Below are 21,075 nucleotides of genomic sequence, written 5' to 3'. Positions count from 1 at the left end.
GCGGCCGCCGGGTTCGCACGGCACGCATCGCCACAGCTTACCCTCGCAAATTCCTGCGTAGTGCGGTTTCGAATGCAAGACAGGCCCCCGACAGCGCGGCGGCCTGCGCGTCGATCAGCCTGACATAGCGGCGAAACGACGGCATCCGGTTCACGACCTCGCTGCCGCCGAACGGCACGATCGCGAGCGTCCAGCGGCCGTCGCGCGCGTCGATCGCGCAGTCGGTGAAGTGCAGCGGCCGCAGCGCGTCGGCCAGCGACGGCTCGGCAAGCAGCGCGGCCAGCGTGTCGATGAATACGGGGTCGCATCCGGACATGGGCGCGGCATCGATGCCCGTGCAGCGCAGCCAGCCGGTCTGCCGCACGCGCGCGCTGCCTTGCGCGGCCGGGCCTCGGGCGGCCGCCGTCACCTTCACGCTGACCGTATGCATCAGGAACTGGCGCTCGACGCGCTCGTCGATGCTGACGCGCACGCCGTTCGGCAGCCGCGCCGTGACGCCGCCGACTCCACCCCCGGCACCACCGGCATCGCGCACGGCCCGCAGATCGGCGAGCACGCGCGCGGCGATCACGCCGGGCCGATGGCCAGGCGGCGGCGCATCGGGCACCGCGCGCCACCGGGCGAGCGCGGCCTTCACGATGCGACGTGCTCGTTGCGCAGCACGTCCTCGACCGGCACCGGCCTGAACGGATGCCGGCGCTGCACGACGAGCGTCCAGAACAGCGCGTACAGCGCGGTGAGCCCCAGCATCGCGCCGAACGGCACGTAGATGTCGCGCGCGTTCATGCCGGGCGGCGTGATGTACCAGATCGCGAGCACGATCCCGACGCTCGACACGATCTGCGGCAGCGGGAACAGCGGCGAACGGTACGGCCGCGGCAAGTCCGGCCGGCGGATGCGCAGCATCACGACCGACGCGGTGACGAGCAGGTACGCGGTGCCCCATGCGCAGGTCGCGGCGAGCACGAGATGCAGGATGCTGTCGAGATTGCCGTTGATCAGCCACGCATGGAAGATCGGCACGATCGCCGACGCGACGATACCGACCACCGGCGTCTTGAAACGCGGATGCAGGTACGCGAAGCAGCGCGGCAGCGCGCCGTCGATCGCCATCCCGTACAGGATGCGCGGCAGCCCGGCCATCAGCGTGTTGATCGTCGCGGCGCCCGCGCACAGGAACGCGATGCCGAACCAGATCCGCCCGAACGGCCCGAGCACCTGCAGCGCGAACGCGGGAATCGCGCCCGGCGTGTCGAGCAAATGCGTAAGGCCGTCGGGGCTCACCGGCACGTTCGGGACCTGGCGGCGGATCGCCGCGCCGTACAGGAACATGCAGATCGCGACGCCGACGAGGCCGAGCGCCATCGCGCGCGGGATCGTGCGGCCCGGCGCCTTCATTTCCGGCGCGAGCGGCGTGACGAACTCGCAGCCGACGAACATGAACATCGCCATCCCGACCAGCGACAGCACGGCCGGGATCGACGTGCCGATTTCCGACCCGCCGAACCAGCCGTCGAGATGCACGGCCGGCGCGGCCGCGAGCCCGAGGATCCCGAAGATCATCAGCGACAGCCACATGCCGGCCGTCAGCACGATCTCGAGCTTGCTGAACACCTTGATGCCGATGATGTTGGTGATCGCGAACGTGACCACGAGGCCGACGCCGACGAGCCACGAACTGTTGTGCTTCTCGAACGCGGCGTTCAGCGATTCGAAGTTCACGAGCGCCATGATCCCGCTCAGGATCGTCTCCGCGGTGCCGGCGAACACGTGCACGAGGAAATACGCGGAAATCGTGCCGGTGATCGCCCAGAAGCGGCCGAGCCCGCACGACAGGTAATCGTAAACCGAGCCGGCCGTCGGCAGCATCGCGGCGGCTTCGGAGAACGTGGTGGCCTGCGCCTGCATCATCACGAACGCGATGATCATCGCGACCGCGAACGCCCAGCCGCCCATCCCGAAGCCCGACGTCGCGGTGAGGATCACCGGGCTCGCCATGATGAGCCCGACCGCGCTCGCCAGCGCGGTCGGAAAACCGACCGCCCCGGCCTTCAATGCGGCGCCGCCGCCTGCTTCAGCCGGCGAGCCGGCGGACGTATCGCCCGCGGCGCCGGTCATTCCCGACCATCCCGACATCGTTGTCTCCTTCGTGGGTTGGCCCGAACCGGCGCTTCGTCGGCGGCCGGGGCCAGATGCTGTGCGGTCGGCCCCGGGCGGTGCTTCAGCGCGTCGATTCCCGGGGCCCCTCGTCGATCACGGCGTGATCCGATGTCGAAAAAATACGCAGGCAAAATAATCCGGTCATAGCGCAAATCGGCAAACCCGCGCTGGCGTTTACCCGCCGCCGCGGGCTGGCCGCCATGCGCTCACGCCGTCACGCGAACGGCACGGCCTCGAAGCCGGCCGCGAGCGCGTCGACGATCCGGTCGAGCTGTTCGCGCTGGATCACGAGCGGCGGCGACAGGATGATCTTCGTGCCGACCGGGCGCACCAGCACGCCGTTCTCGCGCGCAACTTCCGCGACCGCATTCGCATAGCCCGACAGCGGATCGATCGGCTCGCGCGTGTCCTTGTTCGCGACGAGATCGAGCGCGAGCATCAGCCCCTTGCCGCGCACCTCGCCGACCGCCGCGAAGCGTTCCGCGAACGACTGCAGCGCTTCGAGCAGATACGCGCCCTGCTTCGCCGCATTCGCCGGCAGGTCTTCCTTCACGACGATGTCGAGGCTCGCGATCGCGGCCGCGCATGCGACCGGGTGGCCGGCGTACGTGTAGCCGTGCATGATCGCGCCGCCGAAATCGGCATTCGCGGCAAACGCGTCCTCGATCCGCGCGTTCACGACCGTCGCGCCGAGCGGCACGTAGCCCGACGAAATCCCCTTCGCGAGACACATGATGTCCGGGCGCACGCCCCAGCCGCGACTGCCGAACAGACTGCCGCTGCGGCCGAAGCCCGTCACGACTTCGTCGGCGATCAGCAGCACGCCGTAGCGGTCGCACACCTCGCGCACCAGCGGCCAGTAATTGGCCGGCGGCACGATCACGCCGCCTGCGCCCTGGATCGGTTCCGCGATGAACGCGGCGACGGTGTCCGGGCTCTGGAACTGGATCTCGCGTTCGAGCATTTCCGCGCAGATCCGGCCGAGTTCCTCCGGGTCCTGCGTGAACGGGTTGCGGTACAGCCACGGCGTCTCGACGTGGAAGCAGCCGGGCAGGTTCGGCTCGTAGTTGCGGCGGAACACCGTATTGCCGTTCACCGACGCGCCGCCGAAATGCGTGCCGTGATACCCCTGCTTCAGCGAGATGAACTTCGTGCGATCGGCCTGGCCGCGCACCTTCCAGTACTGGCGCGCGATCTTCAGCGCAGTCTCGATCGAGTCCGACCCGCCCGAGCTGTACAGCACGCGGCGCATCCCTTCCGGTTCGAGCATGTCGATCACCTTCTTCGACAGCTCCTCCGCACGCGGATGCGAAATGCCGTCGAACAGCTGGAAGTATTCGAGCTCGTCGAGCTGACGCACGATCGCGTCCTTCACTTCCTGGCGGTTGTGGCCGACGTTCACGTTCCACAGGCCCGCGACGCCGTCGACGAGCTTGCGCCCCTGTTCGTCGAACACGTAGCAGCCGTCGCCGCGCACGATGCGGATCGGCTTGCGCTGTTTCATTTCGTTCGGGTGCAGCATCGGATGCCAGAATTTCGCTTCGTTGTAGCTCATTGCAATCTCCACTGTCGGATCGGTTTTTGCGGTTTTTGGATGGGCCCGCGCGTCAATGCGCGATGCAGACGGATTTGGTTTCGGTGAAGCCTTCGATCGCGTACTGGCCGAATTCGCGGCCGATGCCCGATTGCTTGTAGCCGCCGAACGGCATCGACGGATCGAGCGGGATATGGCAGTTCACCCACACGGTGCCGGCCTCGATCCGCGGCACGAGGTTCATCACGCGCTTCAGGTCGTTGCTCCAGATGCTCGCCGCGAGGCCGTACGGCGACGCATTCGCGAGGCGTATCGCATCGGCCGCGTCGTCGAACGGCACGACGACGATCACCGGGCCGAACACCTCGTCGTGGACGATCGCGCTGTCCGGGTGCGGATCGGCGATCACGGCCGGCTTCACGTAGTAGCCGGGCAGATCGTCGGCCGGCGTGCCGCCCGCGAGGAACGTGAGGCCCGCCCGGCGCGCGCCCTCGATATGCTGGACGACCTTGTCGCGATGGTGCGCGGATACCAGCGGATTGATCTGCGCGGTCGTATCGAGGCCCGCACCGAGCTTCATCGACTGCGCGACGCCGGCGAGCCCGTCCGCGAGTTGCGCGAACTTGCTGCGATGCACATAGATGCGGGACGCGGCCGCGCACACCTGCCCCTGGTTGAAGAACGCGCCGGCGGCGACGCCATCGAGCGCCTGCGCGACGTCGACGTCGTCGAGCATCACGATCGGGTTCTTGCCGCCGAGTTCGAGCGAGAAGCGCGTCATGTTCTGCACGGCCGCCGCGCCAACCAGCTTGCCGGTCGCGGTCGACCCCGTAAACGAGATCTTCGCGATCGACGGGTGGCTCGCGAGCGCCGAACCGCAGACGCGCCCGCCCGTGACCACGTTGAACACGCCGGGCGGCACGCCGGCTTCACGCACGAGTTCGGCGAGGCGCAGCGCGGTGAGCGGCGTTTCCGGCGACGGCTTCAGCACGATCGTGCAGCCGGCCGCGAGCGCGGGAATCAGCTTCCACACCGCGATCATCAGCGGGAAATTCCACGGCACGATCGCGGCGACCACGCCGACGGGCTCCTTGCGCGTATAGGCCGTATAGCGCGCGCCGGGCGGGAACGGGATCGACACGTCGAGCGTCTGGCCGGTGATCTTGGTCGCCCAGCCGGCCATGTAGCGCACGTATTCGACGCTCGCGCCGACTTCGACCGCGCGCGACACGTGAATCGACTTGCCCTGGTTCAGTGTTTCGAGTTGCGCGAGCGTTTCGGCGTCGGCTTCGATCAGGTCCGCGAGTTTCAGCAGGATGCGTTCGCGGTCGGCCGGCCGCAGCCCGCTCCACACGCGCGCGTCGAACGCGTGTTTCGCGCTGGCGACCGCGCGGTCGACGTCGTGTTCATCTGCATCGGCGACGGTCGCGAGCCGCTCGCCCGTGGCGGGGTCGTACACGTCGAGCCGGGCAGCCGCGTGCGCGGGCTGCATGGCACCGTCGATGAAGAGGCCGAAGTCGCGCGCAACGAAGGTGCGCACGGTGTCGCTGACGGCGACGAAGTTCGTGTTGCTCATGGGCGTCTCGTTGATTGTCGTGGCTGGACCGCGGGCCGGTGAGGCACGCGGGTGTCGGACCACTGTATCGACGAGGATTCACGCCCGGTGAGCGCAAATTGGCAGCGCGTGATCGGCAAGACGATCGCACAGCGTGCCGCGCGATCCCGATTACAGGAACAACGCCCCGACCAGCTCCGTGCGATTCGACACGCCGAGCTTGCGGTACATCCGCATCAGGTGCGTCTTGATCGTCGGCGGCCCGAGCGCGAGATCGCGCGCGATCTCCTTATTCGAGCGGCCGTCTCGCACGAGCCGCGCGATTTGTTCCTCTCGGTAGGTAAGCCGCTCCTCGCAGGCGATCTGATGAATCCCGCGCCGTGCACGCAGCAGCGGGCTCAGCGCGGCTTCAGCGACCGGCTGCAGCCGCGCGAGCGCGTCGATCTCGCCGGGCGCGAACCGTCGTGCGGTGCCGTTGCCGTTCGCATCGCCGATGCCGAAGCGCAGCAGCGAGAACGCGCCGACCGTCCGGCCCGCGTCCCGCAGCCAGATCTCGACGACGTCGGCCACGTCGTGCCGCCGCAGAAAACGGGTCCAGTACGCGGACGCAGCGCGTCGTTCGTCGGGCAGTTGGGACGCGAGCGTGACGACCGCGCATTCGCCCGCCGCGCAGCGCGACGGATGCAGCGGATCGAGCATCCGGTAGCGGGCAATATAGGTGCGGTGCATCGATTCCGGCATCCCGAACAGTTCGAAATCGGCCGGCTCGCCGCTCTGGTCGAGCCGGTAGAACACGATCGCCGACGGGCTCGCGAACGCGTCGAACGCGTCCACGCATGCGCGCAGCGCGCGTCGCCAATCGGCGGGAGCGTGGTCGGTGGGGGCGGACAAGGTAGGCATGGGAATCGGCTGGCGCGCGAATGCATCGAATCTCGACGTCCGGGCCAGCGTACCGACGCCGAAAAGCGCCGGTGAGCACAAATCGGCAATTCGTCCCGGGCCGGCCAGGGCGGCCGGTTCAACCGGGACGATACGGGCGCGCGAAGGGGCGCGCGCCTTGGTTCAGCGCGCGTTCGCGGCGAACGTGTCGCAGGCGCTCACCTCACCCGACTCCATCCCGCGCCGCAGCCAGTACACGCGCTGCTCGCTCGTGCCGTGCGTGAAGCTTTCGGGCACGACGTAGCCTTGCCCTTGCTGCTGCAGCCGGTCGTCGCCGATCGCGGCCGCCGCCTTCAGCCCCTGCTCGAAATCGCCGGGCTCCATCAGCCGCTGGTTCGCGCGCTGCGCGTTGTTCGCCCACACGCCGGCAAAGCAGTCGGCCTGGAGTTCCATCCGTACCGACAGCGCATTCGCACGCGACTGGCTCGACCGCCGGCGCGCGGCGTCGACCTTGTCGGCGATGCCGAGCAGGTTCTGCACGTGGTGGCCGACTTCGTGCGCGATCACGTAGGCCTGCGCGAAATCGCCGCCCGCGCCGAAACGCTTGCGCAGTTCGTCGTAGAAGCCGAGATCGATATACACGTTGCGGTCACCCGGGCAGTAAAACGGCCCCATCGCGGTCTGGCCGGTGCCGCACGCGGTCGGCGTCGAGTTCGTGAACATCACGAGCTTCGGCGGTTGGTACTGTGCGTGCAGTTGCGTGTTGAACACGCCCGTCCACGTGCGTTCGATATTGCCGAGCACCTTGCGCGTAAACACCGCGCCGGGATCGTTCGCCGGCGCGCCCTGATGCTGGGTCGGCGCGGGTTGCGCCTGCTGCTGCCTGCCCTGCAGCGCCGACGCGCCCTCGAGCACGACGCGCGGGTCGATCCCGAAGAAATACGATGCGGCCAGCGCGACCACGATCGTGCCGATGCCGATCGTCGCGCCGCGCCCGCCGCCGAAACCGCCGGCGCCGCGGCGATCCTCGACGTTCATGCTTTCTCTTTCGTCGTCCAGCCTCATTGCCGGCCCCTCCCTGTTCTTGTCGATGGTCCGGCCGCGCCAGCGCGCAACCGGGCGATACGCCGTGGCGACACGAGCCGTCGGCGGATGTGATAGCTGTGCATCGAACGCCCGCTCGCATCGATCCCGCGTGCCGCGCCCTTGCGGGCTGCGCCTTTGGTACGACGGAATCGGCCGGCCGACGCGCCGCGCGTCGTTGCACGCGCCCGCTCACGCTATTTTGCCGGGCTTTCGCGGCTTATCGCAAAAATGTGGAGGATAGAGCGATTCGGCGGCGGACATCGTCAGCCTTTGCAAAATGGGCCTCGGCCGGCTGGGCTCGGCCGTCCGGACGACCCGCGTTCATCCTTTCGGCGGATACCGGCGCGCGCCGGCGCCGCCTAAAGTGGCTGGAACGCATCCTCCCGGAGAACGACATGACGCACCCGCCACCCCGCACGATCGCGATTACCGGCGCAGGCACCGGCATCGGCGCCGCGTGCGCGCGCCGCTTTGCCCGCCGTGGCGACCGCGTCGTGCTGATCGGTCGCCGTCCGGCACCGCTCGACGCACTGGCTGCCGAAACGGGCGGGCTCGCGCTGGCCGGCGACGCCGCCAGCCCCGCCGACTGGGCCGGCTTCCTGCCGCGCATCGCCGAACGCTTCGGCCGCGTCGACGCGCTCGTCGCATGCGCGGGCGGCCATGGCATCGGCCGCGCGGGCGAAACCGACGACGCGCAGTGGCGCGACGCGATGCACGCGAACCTCGATACCGCATTCGTCAGCGCACGCGCATGCCTGCCCGACCTGATCGCGCAGCGCGGCAATATCGTGCTGGTCGCGTCGATCGCCGCGCTCGCGGCCGGGCCCGGCGTATGCGGCTACACGGTCGGCAAGCACGCGCTGCTCGGGCTGGCGCGATCGCTCGCACGCGACTACGGCCCGCACGGCGTGCGCGCGAACGCCGTCTGCCCGGGCTGGGTCCGCACGCCGATGGCCGATGCGGAAATGGAACCGCTGATGGCCGCGCACGGCGATTCGCTCGACGATGCGTACGCCCGCGCGAGCGCCGACGTGCCGCTGCGGCGCGCGGCCGATCCCGACGAGATCGCGGCCGTCTGCGCGTTCCTGGCGTCGCCGGACGCGTCGTTCGTGACCGGCGCGACGCTCGTCGCGGACGGCGGCGCGATGGTCGTCGACGTGCCGACGCTCGCGTTCGACCGGCTTTGACGCCACCCGAAGGCGTCACGCGTGCCTGCTCGCTTCCGAATCCATTAACATCGTCCCGATCCGCCGCCTGGCGCGGCACCGCCTCACCGTTCGGGATTCGATGAACATCCGGTTTCTGGAAACCTTCGTCTGGCTCGCGAAGCTGGAAAACTTCCGGCTCACGGCCGAGAAACTGCACACGACGCAGGCCGCCGTGTCGAGCCGCATCGCCTCGCTCGAGGAAGCATTCGACGTGCGCCTGTTCGACCGCAACACGCGCTCGGCCACGCTCACGCCCGCGGGCCGGCGCATGCTGGCCTACGCGGAGCGGATCGTGCGGCTCGACGGCGAAATGCGGCGCGACATCGATGCGGCGAGCGACGCCGGCCTGATCCGGATCGGCGTGATCGAATCGATCGTGCACAGCTGGTTCCCCGCGCTGATGGCGCAACTGCGCGAGCGCTATCCGCGCCTCGACGTCGAGATCACGAGCGACACGACGCTGCACCTGATCCGGCTGCTCAGCACCGACGGCGTCGACCTGATCCTGCAGACCGATCCGGTGCCGGGCCCGGACTTCACGAACCTGCCGCTGGGCGAATTCCCGGTGCGCTGGGCCGCGAGCCCGCGCCTCGGGCTCGGCGGCCAGCCGCTCGACGTCGCGCGCCTGGCCGGGTTTCCGATCATCAGCTTCTCGCGCCACTCGGCGCCGCACGCGACGATCGAGCGGCTGTTCGCGGCGGTCGAACGGCCGGCCAGCATCAACTGCATCACGTCGGTCGCCGCGATGATCCGCCTCGTTGCCGACGGGCTCGGCGTGGCTGCGCTGCCGCCTGCGATCATCGGGCGCGAACTGCACGAAGGCACGCTCGAACTGCTCGACGTCGAACCGGAATTCCCGGCGCTGCCGCTCGTCGCGACGTACCGCAGCCAGGGGCTGCCGGTCGCCGCGCGCATCGCGGAACTCGCGAGCGAAGTCGCGCGTGCGACGGCGGCTGCCGCGAACCTCGCGAAGCCGGCCGCCGCCGATCGCGTCGACGCAACGCCCGCGCGCAGCGCAACCGCGACAAAGACGACTACGCGTGCGAAAACGAAGCCGAAGCGCACGACGAAAGCCGCCTCGTCTGCCGCGCCCGCTGCAAAACGCCCTCCGCGCCGCTCATAAGAAAACCTGTTCACCGCGAATTTGTTTTCTTGTTGGACGGGCGCGGGCCCTCTTCGGGACACTGGGGTTCCTGGCATCCCCGTCACGAGGAACCCCGCGATGACCCGCCTTTCCCTTCCGCACGGCCAACTCTGCGTCTGGACGGATATCGACCCCGCGCACGAAGCCGATTTCAACGCGTGGTACGACCGCGAGCACATGCAGGAGCGTGTCGCGATTCCCGGCTTCACGCATGCGCGGCGGTTTCGCGCGACCGACGGCGGTCCGCGCCGATACCTCGCGCTGTATGTGACGGACGCGCTCGACGTGTTCCACGGCGATGCGTACCGGCGCGCATTCACGCAGCAGACCGCGTGGTCGCTCGCGAACTTCGAACGCATGACGGGCACGCAGCGGCGCGTCGGCGAGCTGACGATCGAGGCCGGCGACGGCGAAGGCGCGCATCTCGCGCTGTTCGTGCTGCCGCCGGATCGCATCGACGTGCCGCAACTGCGCGAGCGTTTCGACGCTGCGCTGCAAGAACCGGGCATCCACGCCGCGCGGCTCTTCCGCACGTCACCGGACCTGTCCGCGCCGATCGGCGCCGCGGCAGCCGCCCGTCCGGCCGCCGATGCGCTGGTGCTGCTCGAAGGCAGCGACGCAGCCGCCACGCGCCGCGTGGCCGCCACGCTCGCCGCACACGACGACGTGCGCACCTTCGACCTGCTGTGGCGCGCCGCCGCACCGCTGCCCGCCCGGCGACGCGAAACCGAACCGGCCGCCGCTGCCGCGCTGCCAGCCTGAACGCTCGACGCCGACACCCACGCCGGCCCCGCGCTTCACCCCGTCACCCGTCACGACCTGCCCGATACCATGAGCACTCTCGCCCAGCCCGCCGCCCACGCGCCCCGCCGTGTCCGCAACAGCCGACTCGCGACCGCGAGCATGATCGGCACGTCGCTCGAGTGGTACGACTTCACGATCTACAACACGCTCGCCGCGCTCGTTTTCAACCACCTGTTCTTCCCGTCGGTCGATCCGCTGGCCGGCACGATCCTCGCATTCTCGACCTATGCGGTCGGCTACGTGTCGCGCCCGCTCGGCGGCTTCGTGTTCGGCAACCTCGGCGACCGCATCGGCCGCCGCGCGGTGCTGATGCTCACGCTCGTGCTGATGGGCGTGACGACCGCGCTGATGGGCGCGCTGCCGACCTATGCGCAGGCCGGCATCCTGAGCCCGATCCTGCTCGTCGCGCTGCGTTTCGTGCAGGGCGTCGCGCTCGGCGGCGAATGGGCCGGCGCGGTGCTGCTGTCGGTCGAGCACGGCGACCAGAAACGACGCGGGCTGTCCGCGTCGTGGACGCAGATCGGCCCGTCGTTCGGCACGCTGCTCGGCACCGGCTGCATCGCGCTCGTCACGCTGTCGACCACGTCCGACAATTTCCTGTCGTGGGGCTGGCGCGTGCCGTTCGCGGCCAGCGCGCTGCTCGTCGCGTTCGGCTTCTGGGTGCGTCGCGGCGTCGACGAAACGCCGCAGTTCGAGCAGCTCGCCGAATCGCACGCGACCGCCGAAGTACCCGTCGCCGACGTGCTGAAGTACCACTGGAAGCGCCTGCTGATCGCGGGCGGCTCGCGAATCGGTTCGGATGTGCTGTATGCGCTGATCGTCGTGTTCACGCTGACCTACGTGACGACCGTGCTGCACCTGTCGCGCCCCGTCGCGCTGACGGCCGTGATGATCGGCACCGCGTGCAACGCGCTCGCGGTGCCGTTCTTCGGCGCGCTGTCGGATCGTTTCGGCCGCCGGCCCGTGTATCTCGTCGGCGCAATGGCCGGGATCGTGTGGGCGTTCGTGTTTTTCACGCTGCTCGATTCGGCGCGCCCGGCGGCGATCGTCGCGGCCGTCGCGATCGGCCTCGTGATCCATGCGGTGATGTACGGCCCGCAGGGCGCATTCGTGACCGAACAGTTCCCGACGCGCGTGCGCTATGCGGGTTCGTCGCTCGCGTACACGCTCGCCGGCATCGTCGGCGGCGGCTTCGCGCCGCTCGTGATCGCCGCGCTGTTCCGGCAGACGGGCACGACGACCGCCGTGTCGCTGTACGTCACCGCCGCGCTCGTCGTCACGTCGATCGCGCTCGTCGCCGCGCGCGAGACCGCGCACCGGCCGCTCGAGGATTGAGCGTCGCCGCGAGCCGAATCGTTCCTTCGCACTTCAAACGGATATTCGCATGCCCACCCTGTCGTTCAACGTGATTTCCCTGCAACGCGCGCCGGCCGCCGTCGACGTCGACGTCGAGCGCGTCGTGATCGCCGGCTGGGCCGGCCGCGACCCGGCCGCGATCCGCGCGCACATCGACGAGCTCGCGGCGCTCGGCGTCGCGCCGCCATCGACCACGCCGTGCTTCTATCGCGTGTCGTCGGCGCTGCTCACGCAGGCGCCGTCGATCGGCGTGCTCGGCGCGCGCTCGGGCGGCGAGATCGAATGCGTGCTGGTCGACAGCCCGGCCGGCACGCTGGTCACGGTCGGCTCCGATCACACGGATCGCGAAGTCGAGGCGTACGGCGTCGCCGTGTCGAAGCAGGTGTGCGCGAAGCCGCTCGGCCGCGACGCGTGGCGCCATGCGGAGGTCGCCGATCACTGGGATGCGCTCGAGATGCGTTCGTGGCTGATTACGCGCGACGGCGAGCGGACGGCGTACCAGCACGGCGCGGTCAGCGGCCTGCTCGCCCCCGACGCGCTGTGGCAGCGGTTCGGCGATCGCCGCGCGATGCCCGCGCGCTGCGCGATGTTTGGCGGCACGGTCGCCGTGCACGGCACGATCGCGACGATGGGTGACGGCGATGCGTTCGAGATGGAGCTGCACGATCCGGTGCTCGGACGCAGTCTCGCGCATCGTTATGCGGTCGAGGCATTGCCGGTCGTGGCTTGACGGCGAGCGGAAAACCGCACGGGACGCGGGCACCACGGCTGTCGGTCGTGACGCCTGTTCCTACCTGTACGACTCAAAGCAGTGATAGTCCGGGAAGTTGAACTGCGAGTTGCCGCAGTACAGCACACCGGCCAGGTTGGTACACCCGCTCAATGTGAACATGATTGCTCCCGCAACCGACGCTTTCCAGCCAACGTGCAACATCTCGCCCCCGTTTCCCGTTGATCGACGTTGACGACATGATGCTCATCGGATGCATGCGGGTATGTGGAAAATTGTTGTCCCGCGGGTGCTTCGATTCTGTCTGACGCCCTCCGGTGTCGGGCATGGCCCGATGCACCGGAAAGCGGTCGAGGTGCATGGCTGCGCCTGGCGCAGAAAATGGCGGCGACGCAACGCGCACGCGCCGCCGCCCGTCACGCCTTGAACGTGATCCACGGTTTCAGCCGGACCGCACTGCGGATCAGCCCGGCCTGCTCCTGCGCGTCGATCACCGGCCCGATCGGCTTGTAGGCGTCCGGCGCCTCCTCGATCCGGCGTTCGTCGCGCAACGTCACGCATCGCCATGTACCGGGCGCCTGCTCGGCACGCATCCTTCGCAACGCCTGACGGCGCACGCTCCGGCCCGCGCCGTGGCTGCATGACCACAGCCAGTCGGGATGGCCGAGCCCGGTGGCCAGAAACGACGCGTCGCCCATCGAGCCGGGAATCAGCGCGAGATCGCCATCGCGCGCGGGTGTCGCGCCCTTGCGGTGGATGTTCATGCCGTTCTCGCGCAGCACGACATTGTGCGGCACATCGACCACGAGCGCCGAACCGGTCGCGCCGGTCAGTTCCGCCAGCTCCTTGCGCACCATTTCCGCGAGGACGACGCGGTTCAGCCATGCATAGCGCGCGGCCGTGCCCATCGCGACGAGGTATTCGCGCGCCAGTTCGCCGGACAGACCGTACAGGCCGCTCTCCGGATGCCTGACGCCGGCCGGCCATGCGGCACGCGCGCGATCCATCCAGCGCCGCCCGACGTAGAAGCCGACATCGCGCGAGCCGCTGTGAATCATCACGACGACATCGTCCTTCGCGATCCCGGCGCGGTACGCCACATGCCGGTCGAACACCGCGTCGACGATCTGGAGTTCGACGAAATGGTTGCCCGAGCCCGGCGTGCCCAGGCTCGGGTCGCGAAACATGTCGCGCGAGCCGACGTGCGCGTCCGGCGCATACTTCGCGCTGCCGTCGAACCCGGCGAGACCGATGCACGACGACAGTTCAGCGGCCAGCCGGTCGCGGTCGACCTGCTGCCACAGCCCCTGCCGCGCCACGCGGTCGATGAATGCCGCCGGGCCCGCGTCGAACAGCGCGCGAAATGCGTCGCCACCGACCGGCACGTCCCGGCGATCCGCGAGAATCGCACGGGTCAGCCGCTCGACGAGCGCCGCTTCGAATGGTGCGAGGGCCGAGCGCTTGAGACCCGTCGTGACGAGGCGCATCCCGCAGTTGATGTCGGTGCCGATCGCGGCCGGAATCACGAACGCGTCGTCGGTCGCGACGATCGAGCCGACCGGCGCGACGCCGCCCGGATGGAAATCGGGCGTCGCGCATGCCTTGCAGACGCCGTGGTGGCCATCAGGCGACCTGACCGCGGCGAACGCGAGCAGTTGCTGCACGGCCTTCTCCTCGAGCGGGAGCGAATCGGGCAGCAGCACGGAAGCCTGCGACTGTTCATTGCGCAAATGGTAGATGCCGGCCTGATGGTCGACATGGATGCCTTGCCGCTGCAAGGCTTTTTTCAGACGAGGGAAAGTAGACATCGCTGCTGGAAATGAAAAAGGTACGACGCGACCTCCGGCATTCCGGCGGTCGTGGGTACCTTCCTGCAGCAGCGTCGAGGAAGGAAGCGCGGATCATAGCAGAGCCGCGCGACATCCGCGACGACCGTTGCTCACCCGAGACACCCGAGCCCCGCCAGCGTCGCCTCCACCGCCGTCTCGAGCGGCGTCACCGGCTCGCGGCCGAGCACCGCGGTCACACGCGCGTTGTCCATCCGGATCGGTTCGCGCCACAGGTAACGCATCTCGAGCAATTCGCGCATCGTCGTGACGAACGGCGCGGCCACCCACACGAGCCACCACGGGAAATCGCGCAGCGCCGGCCGCATGCCGTGCCGTTGCGCGATGCGTTGCACGGCCTGCGCCATCTGCATGCCGTCTTCATCCCAATGCCCGCCCAGATGAAAACGCGCGAACGGCTCCAGCGTCTGGCGGCGCTCGATCAGCTCGAGCATCGTGCGGGCCACGTCCGGCACATACGACCATTGATGGCCGACGCCGCGGCTCGGCACGCTGATGGCCGAAACGGGCCGCCCCGGCTTGATCAGCCCCTGCGAGAATCAGCTGTTGCCTAGCTGCGGTCCGAAGAAATCACCGGCACGCACGACGATCGAACGCACGCCGTGCACGCTGGCGTCCTGCAGCCGGCGCTCCAGTTCGACGCGGATCGCGCCCTTGCGCGTCGCCGGATGCTGCGGCGCATCTTCCCGCAGCACCGGAAACGCATCGACGCCGAAGTTGTAGACCGTGCCCGGCAGCACGACGGTGGCCTGCACGGTCCGGGCCGCCGCGATCGTGTTGTCGATCATCGGCAGCACCTGCGTCGCCCAGTTCCGGTATCCGGGCGGGTTCACCGCATGCACGATCACGCTGCAGCCGCGCGCGGCGCGCACCACCGCAGCGCGATCCAGCGCGTCGCCGCGCACCCATGCGATGCCGTCGCGCTCCACGACCTCGGCATCGAGCCCGCGCTTGAGCGCGCGCACCTGCCAGCCCGCATCGCGCAACTGCCGCGCGACTTCCCCGCCGATCCCGCCGCTCGCGCCCAGCACGAGTGCCTGCCGTTGCGTCCCGCCTGCATTTGACAACATTGCCGCTCTCCTTGAATGGCGCCATCACGACACGCATTCTGGCGCGCCGGTCGCTATCAAGGAATTGCCGAACCTGTCGGATCAGCTATACATTTATGCATGACCACCGATCTGAACTGGGAACGCTACCGCACCTTCCTCGCGGTGCTGACGGAAGGCTCGCTGTCCGGCGCGGCGCGCGCGCTCGGCATTACGCAGCCGACGGCCGGCCGCCATGTCGCGGCGCTCGAAGCCGCGTTCGGCCAGACGCTGTTCACGCGTTCGCCGTCGGGCCTGCTGCCGACCGAGGCCGCGCTCGCGCTGCGCGGCCATGCGGAGGCACTGCGCAGCGCGGCGGCGGCGTTCGAGCGCGCGGCGGCCAGCCACGGCGCCGGCGTGCGCGGCATCGTGCGGATCTCGGCCAGCGACGTGATCGCCGTCGAGGTGCTGCCGCCGATGCTCGCGCAGCTCCGGCGCGACCATCCGGGGCTCGTGATCGAACTGGTGCCGACGGACCGCATCCAGGACGTGCTGAAACGCGAGGCCGACATCGCGGTCCGAATGGCGCCGCCCACGCAGGACGCACTCGTCGCGCGGCGCGTCGGCGACATCGAGGTCGGGCTGTATGCGCGCGACGATTACCTCGCGCACCACGGCGCGCCGGCGACGATCGACGCGCTCGCGCATCACGCGCTGATCGGCTTCGATACGGTCACGCCGTTCATCCGCTCGGCGGCGCGTGGCATGCCGCTCTGGAAGCGCGAAGCGTTCGCGCTGCGCACCGACAGCAATCTCGCGCAGCTCGCGATGATCCGCGCCGGCTACGGGATCGGCTTCTGCCAGACGGCGCTCGCGAAACGCGACGCGCGGCTCGTGCGCGTGCTGCCCGACGGGCCGGCGATGCGGCTGGAAACCTGGGTCGTGATGCACGAAGACCTGCGGACGAGCCCGCGCTGCCGCGCCGTGTTCGATGCACTGGCCAACGGGCTGCGTGCGTATGCGGACGGTGAGGTCACCGAGTAGAAAGCCGTGGGCACGAATAGCGCGGCCGCGCGCTATTCGTAGATTTTCCCGGCGAACAGGATATCGGCGATGCGCCGCCAAGGATTGTCGGGCACGTCATAGAAGCGCAGCCCCTCTTCCGACGCCTCGGCCCAGTCGATCATCGCTTCCAGGTATTCGCCGATCGAACGGTTTTCCCAGCCGAGCACCGCGTGCGCGTACGGCGACAGCGGCGAGTCGGCCTCGAGCTGCCGCTCCGTATGCCAGTCATGGCCGAGCACGCGCAGGAAGTGGATCAGCGAACGCTCGTCGACCACGCGCTCCAGCGCATCCTGCAGCTTCGCGGCCATCTCGCGCTTCAGTTCGTCGTTCATGCCTGTGCCCCTTGGCGCGTCTCTCGATGACGCGCCGCCGCGTGTCGCGCGGCATGGTTTTACATCAGCAGTTGACGCGACAGCACCTCGCGCGCCTGGGTGACGGTCTCGCGCTCGCCCGGCAGCGGCGGCGTCAACGAAAACACCGCGTCCGGCAGCGGCGGCAGCCGGTATTTGGTGCCGAGCCGCATCAGGCCGTCGCCGATCGCCGACGCGCACAGGCAGCCGACCCCAAGCCCCGCCGCGAGCATCGACTGCAACCCCGCGACACCCGACGCGCTGTGCACGAGCACGTACGGCGTGTGCTGCTCGTCGAGCGAGCGCACCGCGACCTGATGCATCATGCAGTCGTCCGGCAGCAGCACCAGCGGCAGCGGCTCGGGCAATTGCTCGGCGAGCGCCGGCGACGCGACCCACGACAGCGGTTCGCGCCGCAGCACCCAGCGCGTGTCGGCCGACACCGGCCGGAACGGCCCGCTCGACATGTTCATCACCACGCCGAGATCGACCTGCCCGCGCGCGTGCGCCGCTTCGATCTCCGCGCTCTTCATCGCGCTCACGTGCAGGCTCAACTGCGGGTAGCACTCGCGCAGCCGCGCCAGCATGCCCGCCACTTCATTCGTGCGGTAGTAGTCGGTGATCGCGACGCGCAACTCGCCCTTGATCGCCTGCCCGCGCAGCTCGTCGAACGCGGCCTCGTTCAGCGCGACGATGCGCCGCGCGTGCTGCAGCAGCCGCGAGCCGGCCGGCGTCGGCTCGACGCCGCGCTTGCTGCGCACGAACAACGGCACGCCGGCGCGCGATTCGAGCTTGCGCACCTGCTCGCTGACCGTCGATTGCGACAGGTGCAGCAGCGGCGCGGCGGCCGTCAGGCTGCCGGCGTCCGCGACCGCCGCGAAAGTGCGCAATTGGTCCAGGTCGAAACCGCGCATCGCCACCCTCCATCCATCGAATAACCCGATGGATGCTACCACTCTTTCCCGCTTTTCCGAATTATGGGCGATGGCCAGAATAAGGAGTCAACGGCCTGCTTGCGTCGATCGCCTATCGGGCCCTCATTCTTTGGATCTGCTTTCATCATGACGAACCACACCCTCGCCCCCTGCGCGCCGGCCGGCGCGGCTGCCGCGGCGACGCCGCGCAGCCATCACGGCTGGGCGCTCGTGGTCCTGCTGGTCGGCGCCATTCTGCCGCCGCTCGACTACTTCATCGTGAACCTCGCGCTGCCGGCCATTCGCGACGGCATTGGCGCGCGCCAGGCCGAGTTGCAGCTCGTCGTGTCGGCCTATGCGTGCGCGAACGCGGTCGTACAGATCACCGGCGGACGCCTCGGCGACCTGTACGGTCGCAAGCGCATGTTCATGATCGGCATGGCCGGCTTCGTGCTCGCGTCGACGCTGTGCGGGCTCGCCGGCAACGGCACGGTGCTGGTCGGCGGCCGCGTGCTGCAGGGCCTGTTCGCCGCGATCCTCGCGCCGCAGGTGCTCGCGACGATCCGCAGCGTATTCAGCCCGCAGGAACAGGTGCGCGTGATGGGCTTCTACGGGTTCGCGTTCGGCCTCGCGGCCGTGATCGGCCAGCTCGGCGGCGGCGCGCTGATCAGCCTGCATCCGTTCGGGCTCGGCTGGCGCGCGATCTTTCTCGTCAATCTGCCGATCGGCATCCTGGCGCTGATCGGCAGCTGGCGCTTCATCCCGGAAAACCGCGCGCCGCGCGGCCAGCGCATCGACGTGCCGGGCACGGTGCTGATGTCGCTGTTCCTGCTGATGATCGTGTACCCGCTCACGCACGGTCGGGAAGCCGGCTGGCCGCTGTGGATGATCGCGTGCGGCATCGGCGCGCTGCCGATGCTCGGCGCGCTGCTGGCGGTCGAAGCGCGCCGGCTCGCGCGCGGCCACGATCCGCTGCTCGACGTACGGCTGTTCCGCAACCCGGTCGTCGCGCTCGGGCTCCTGCTCGCGTTCCTGTTCTACATGCTGAGCGCGTTCTTCCTGAGCTACGGGATCTATCTGCAGGGCTGCCTGAACTGGTCGCCGCTCGCGTCCGGCTTCGCGATCCTGCCGCTCGGGCTCGGCTTCCTCGCGAGCCCGCTGCTGACGACGCGCCTCGTCGCCCGCTTCGGCGGGTATCGCGTGCTCACGCTCGGCTTCGCGATGCTCGCGGCCGGCGTCGCGAGCGCCGCCGCGCTGGCCCGCGACGGCGCGCCGGGGCCCGGCTTCTATGCGGGCATCGCGGCGATCGGCATCGGGCAAGGGCTCGTGCTGCCGTCGGTCGTGCGGATCGTGCTCGCGGAAGTCGACGCGGCCCGCGCGGGCGTCGCGTCGGGGATGGTCAGCGCGATGCTGCAGATCGGCGCGGCGGTCGGCGCCGCGACGATCGGCGGCGTGTTCTTCGCGCGGCTCGGCGTGCATCCGGCCGCGCTCGACTACGTGCAGGGGTTCAGAGCGTCGATGTTCACGCTGACGATCGTGTTGGTGGGCTGCATTGCATTGTCGATGGCGCTCGGGCCGCTGCATCGGCGGCTGCATGCGGATGCGTGACGCCTGACGCGCGACGGAATTGGCCTCGTCAGTCCGACGTCGGCGACAGATGCGGTGCATGCAACGCATGGCCGCTCGCCGGCGTCCGGTTTATTTGCGATGCTCGCGCTGTGCCTGCCGCGCCTCCCATTCGGCCAGTTCGACGCGATAGCGCGCGAGCGCTTCGTCGTACAGATCGAAGACGCACGGCGAGCAGCCGCTGTTGCAGCAGTCTTCCAGTTCGGGTTGGATGGGCGGGGTCGGACGGGGATCGTCGATGGACGGATCTCCTGAAACTGGGTTCGGCACGGCGTGGTCCGGTAATGTGGAGTGCTCAGTATAGGGCGATCCGGGCCGCCGCCGCTTTCGGCAGGCCGGGCCGGCCGACGATGAACGCGTCCGTCACTGCGCGATCGCCGAGCCCGCCCGCTTGCTCGCCTACTTCGCCGGCGCGCCCGGCTTCACCGCCGCCGGCTTGTCGGCCAGCGGCTGCCACGCGGCGCCGAGCGAATACCAGTCGACGCGGCGCGTGAGCGTCATGATGCCGGCGAGGATCGCGAACAGCAGCAGCGAACCGAGCATCAGCGCATTGTCTTCCGACAGCAGCAGCCCGTAGAGCGCCGCGTACAGCATCGCGAGCAGCGCCGTGAACGTCGCGCCGCGCTTCACGCTGTGCAGCACGAACGACAGGTAGAAGCCCAGCAGCCCGATGCATGCGCCGCTCGCCGCGAGATACGCATAGCCGAACGCAATATGCTCGGACAGGCTCAGCAGCAGCAGGAAGAACAGCGCGAGCGACAGGCCGACCAGCGTGTACTGGATCGGGTGAATGCGCAGCCGCTTCACGAGCTCGTACATGAAGAAGCTCGCGAACGTGAGCATCACGAACAACGCGCCGTATTTCGTCGCGCGCTCGGCCTGCAGATAGACGTTCACGGGCTCGATCACCGATACCGACGCCATCTCGATCTCGCCGTCGCCGGTGCCGGACGCCACTTGCTCGCGCGCCTTCGTGTTGAACGACGTCACGTGCCAGTTGCTGACGAAGCCGCGCGCGTCGATCGCGCGGTCGGCCGGCAGGAATTCGCCGCCGAAGCTCGGATGCGGCCACGTCGATTTCAGCGAGAAGTCGTTCTGGTCGCCCACCGGCGCGAACGCGACCGATTCGGCGCCCGCGAGCGGCAGGCCGATGCTGAACGGCACGACCGTCGCGCCTGCGTTTGCGTCCGCCAGCGCCGCGAGATCGAGGTTCGCATGCACGCCCTGGCGCAGGCTCTCGAGCCGCGTGCCCTGCTCCACGTCGATCCGCTTGCCGCCGATGCGCAGGTCGGGCTGCGCCTTCAAGCCGCGAAGGTCGCCGATGCCGAGCGCGACATACGCGCCGTCGATCTTGAAGCTCACGTGGCCGTCGGCCTGCGGCAGCTTCTTCAGGTCCGGCAGCGGCAGCGTGCCCGTCATCCGGCTGTCGAGCCCGTACACGAGCGCCTTGTGGATGCCGCGATAGCGCACGCTGACCGACAGCGTGCCGTCGACGTTCAGCGTCTTCGGAAACACGAGCAGCCGTTTCGTCTCGCTTTTCAGGCTGGTTTTCGCCTTGCCGCCGGTGCGCACGTCGTCGCTCACGCGCGTGACTTCCGTGTAACGGACGACGAGCACCGGTCCCGTCACCGTCTGCGGCCCCGCGTAGCTCGCCCAGATGCTCTGCAGCGCGTTCTGCCGATAGTCGGCGCGTTCCCGCACGATGCTCTGGACCATCTGCAGCGGGATCAGGATCGCCAGCGCGAGAAACGCGGTGATCATGGACTTGAACAACAGGACTCGATTCATT

At 69.0% G+C, this 21,075-nt stretch carries 18 protein-coding genes and 1 pseudogene; 7 read left to right on the top strand and 12 right to left on the bottom strand.

All coding sequences use genetic code 11. The features are described 5' to 3' along the window. Positions 1-37 precede the first annotated feature (37 nt). The 6 genes from J8I33_RS20925 to J8I33_RS20900 form a co-directional block, all read right to left on the bottom strand. Positions 38-637, bottom strand: a complete 600-nt coding sequence (locus J8I33_RS20925) for a DUF3156 family protein (protein ID WP_209924830.1) — start codon at positions 635-637, stop codon at positions 38-40. Further along, entirely contained in the window at positions 634-2,136 is a 1,503-nt protein-coding gene (locus tag J8I33_RS20920) for an APC family permease (protein WP_209939008.1), read from the bottom strand. Before J8I33_RS20920 ends, J8I33_RS20925 begins: the two co-directional genes overlap by 4 nt. A gap of 238 nt (positions 2,137-2,374) precedes the next feature. Beyond that, the gene (locus tag J8I33_RS20915) at positions 2,375-3,715 is read right to left on the bottom strand and encodes an aspartate aminotransferase family protein (RefSeq protein ID WP_124592955.1); all 1,341 of its coding nucleotides are present in this window, start codon (positions 3,713-3,715) and stop codon (positions 2,375-2,377) included. Positions 3,716-3,767: 52 nt separating this feature from the next. Next, positions 3,768-5,270 (bottom strand): aldehyde dehydrogenase family protein, encoded by a 1,503-nt coding sequence (locus J8I33_RS20910; RefSeq protein ID WP_209939007.1) that lies wholly within the window; start codon positions 5,268-5,270, stop codon positions 3,768-3,770. A 150-nt stretch (positions 5,271-5,420) separates the two neighbouring features. After that, entirely contained in the window at positions 5,421-6,149 is a 729-nt protein-coding gene (locus J8I33_RS20905) for a LuxR C-terminal-related transcriptional regulator (RefSeq protein WP_124555969.1), read from the bottom strand. Between the two features lie 162 nt (positions 6,150-6,311). Beyond that, entirely contained in the window at positions 6,312-7,193 is an 882-nt protein-coding gene (locus tag J8I33_RS20900) for a neutral zinc metallopeptidase (protein ID WP_124630717.1), read from the bottom strand. 416 nt (positions 7,194-7,609) lie between these two features. On the opposite strand from J8I33_RS20900, the gene J8I33_RS20895 reads away from it, so the two are divergent. From J8I33_RS20895 to J8I33_RS20875, 5 genes are all read left to right on the top strand, one after another. Continuing rightward, positions 7,610-8,401 (top strand): SDR family oxidoreductase, encoded by a 792-nt coding sequence (locus J8I33_RS20895; RefSeq protein WP_209939006.1) that lies wholly within the window; start codon positions 7,610-7,612, stop codon positions 8,399-8,401. Positions 8,402-8,501: 100 nt separating this feature from the next. After that, positions 8,502-9,545: a LysR family transcriptional regulator gene (locus J8I33_RS20890; RefSeq protein WP_050017438.1), complete on the top strand. Its 1,044-nt coding sequence runs from the start codon at positions 8,502-8,504 to the stop codon at positions 9,543-9,545. A gap of 99 nt (positions 9,546-9,644) precedes the next feature. After that, complete coding sequence (locus tag J8I33_RS20885) at positions 9,645-10,328, top strand: DUF4286 family protein (RefSeq protein WP_209939005.1); 684 nt, start codon at positions 9,645-9,647, stop codon at positions 10,326-10,328. Between the two features lie 57 nt (positions 10,329-10,385). Further along, entirely contained in the window at positions 10,386-11,705 is a 1,320-nt protein-coding gene (locus tag J8I33_RS20880; RefSeq protein WP_089489528.1) for an MFS transporter, read from the top strand. A 49-nt stretch (positions 11,706-11,754) separates the two neighbouring features. Next, the gene (locus tag J8I33_RS20875) at positions 11,755-12,456 is read left to right on the top strand and encodes a DUF2848 domain-containing protein (RefSeq protein WP_124638460.1); all 702 of its coding nucleotides are present in this window, start codon (positions 11,755-11,757) and stop codon (positions 12,454-12,456) included. A 416-nt stretch (positions 12,457-12,872) separates the two neighbouring features. On the opposite strand, the gene J8I33_RS20870 is transcribed toward J8I33_RS20875, so the two are convergent. Both J8I33_RS20870 and J8I33_RS20865 read right to left on the bottom strand, forming a co-directional pair. Continuing rightward, a complete protein-coding gene (locus J8I33_RS20870; protein ID WP_050017434.1) occupies positions 12,873-14,264 on the bottom strand; it encodes an RtcB family protein in 1,392 nt (463 codons plus the stop codon). 131 nt (positions 14,265-14,395) lie between these two features. Further along, positions 14,396-15,373: pseudogene (locus J8I33_RS20865) on the bottom strand (NAD-dependent epimerase/dehydratase family protein). A gap of 99 nt (positions 15,374-15,472) precedes the next feature. Here J8I33_RS20865 and J8I33_RS20860 point away from each other — a divergent pair. Further along, positions 15,473-16,375 carry a LysR family transcriptional regulator gene (locus J8I33_RS20860; RefSeq protein WP_050017432.1) on the top strand — a complete coding sequence of 301 codons (903 nt, stop codon included), beginning with the start codon at positions 15,473-15,475 and terminating at the stop codon, positions 16,373-16,375. Positions 16,376-16,407: 32 nt separating this feature from the next. Here J8I33_RS20860 and J8I33_RS20855 read toward each other — a convergent pair whose 3' ends face one another. Further along, complete coding sequence (locus J8I33_RS20855; protein WP_050017431.1) at positions 16,408-16,728, bottom strand: hypothetical protein; 321 nt, start codon at positions 16,726-16,728, stop codon at positions 16,408-16,410. Between the two features lie 59 nt (positions 16,729-16,787). Continuing rightward, entirely contained in the window at positions 16,788-17,660 is an 873-nt protein-coding gene (locus J8I33_RS20850) for a LysR family transcriptional regulator (RefSeq protein WP_209924824.1), read from the bottom strand. A 147-nt stretch (positions 17,661-17,807) separates the two neighbouring features. On the opposite strand from J8I33_RS20850, the gene J8I33_RS20845 reads away from it, so the two are divergent. Next, positions 17,808-19,268 (top strand): MFS transporter, encoded by a 1,461-nt coding sequence (locus J8I33_RS20845; RefSeq protein ID WP_209939004.1) that lies wholly within the window; start codon positions 17,808-17,810, stop codon positions 19,266-19,268. Positions 19,269-19,358: 90 nt separating this feature from the next. Here the strand turns inward: J8I33_RS20845 and J8I33_RS20840 are convergent, their stop codons facing one another. Continuing rightward, positions 19,359-19,556: an oxidoreductase-like domain-containing protein gene (locus J8I33_RS20840; RefSeq protein WP_080334376.1), complete on the bottom strand. Its 198-nt coding sequence runs from the start codon at positions 19,554-19,556 to the stop codon at positions 19,359-19,361. A gap of 129 nt (positions 19,557-19,685) precedes the next feature. Continuing rightward, the gene (creD, locus tag J8I33_RS20835) at positions 19,686-21,074 is read right to left on the bottom strand and encodes a cell envelope integrity protein CreD (protein WP_209939003.1); all 1,389 of its coding nucleotides are present in this window, start codon (positions 21,072-21,074) and stop codon (positions 19,686-19,688) included. Position 21,075: the final 1 nt, after the last annotated feature.

It is taken from the genome of Burkholderia sp. AcTa6-5 (genome assembly GCF_017815075.1).
In the GTDB taxonomy this organism is placed as follows: Bacteria; Pseudomonadota; Gammaproteobacteria; order Burkholderiales; family Burkholderiaceae; genus Burkholderia; species Burkholderia sola.
The sequence above is the reverse complement of the archived record's forward strand: the minus strand, read 5'-3'. Positions and strand labels throughout refer to the sequence as shown.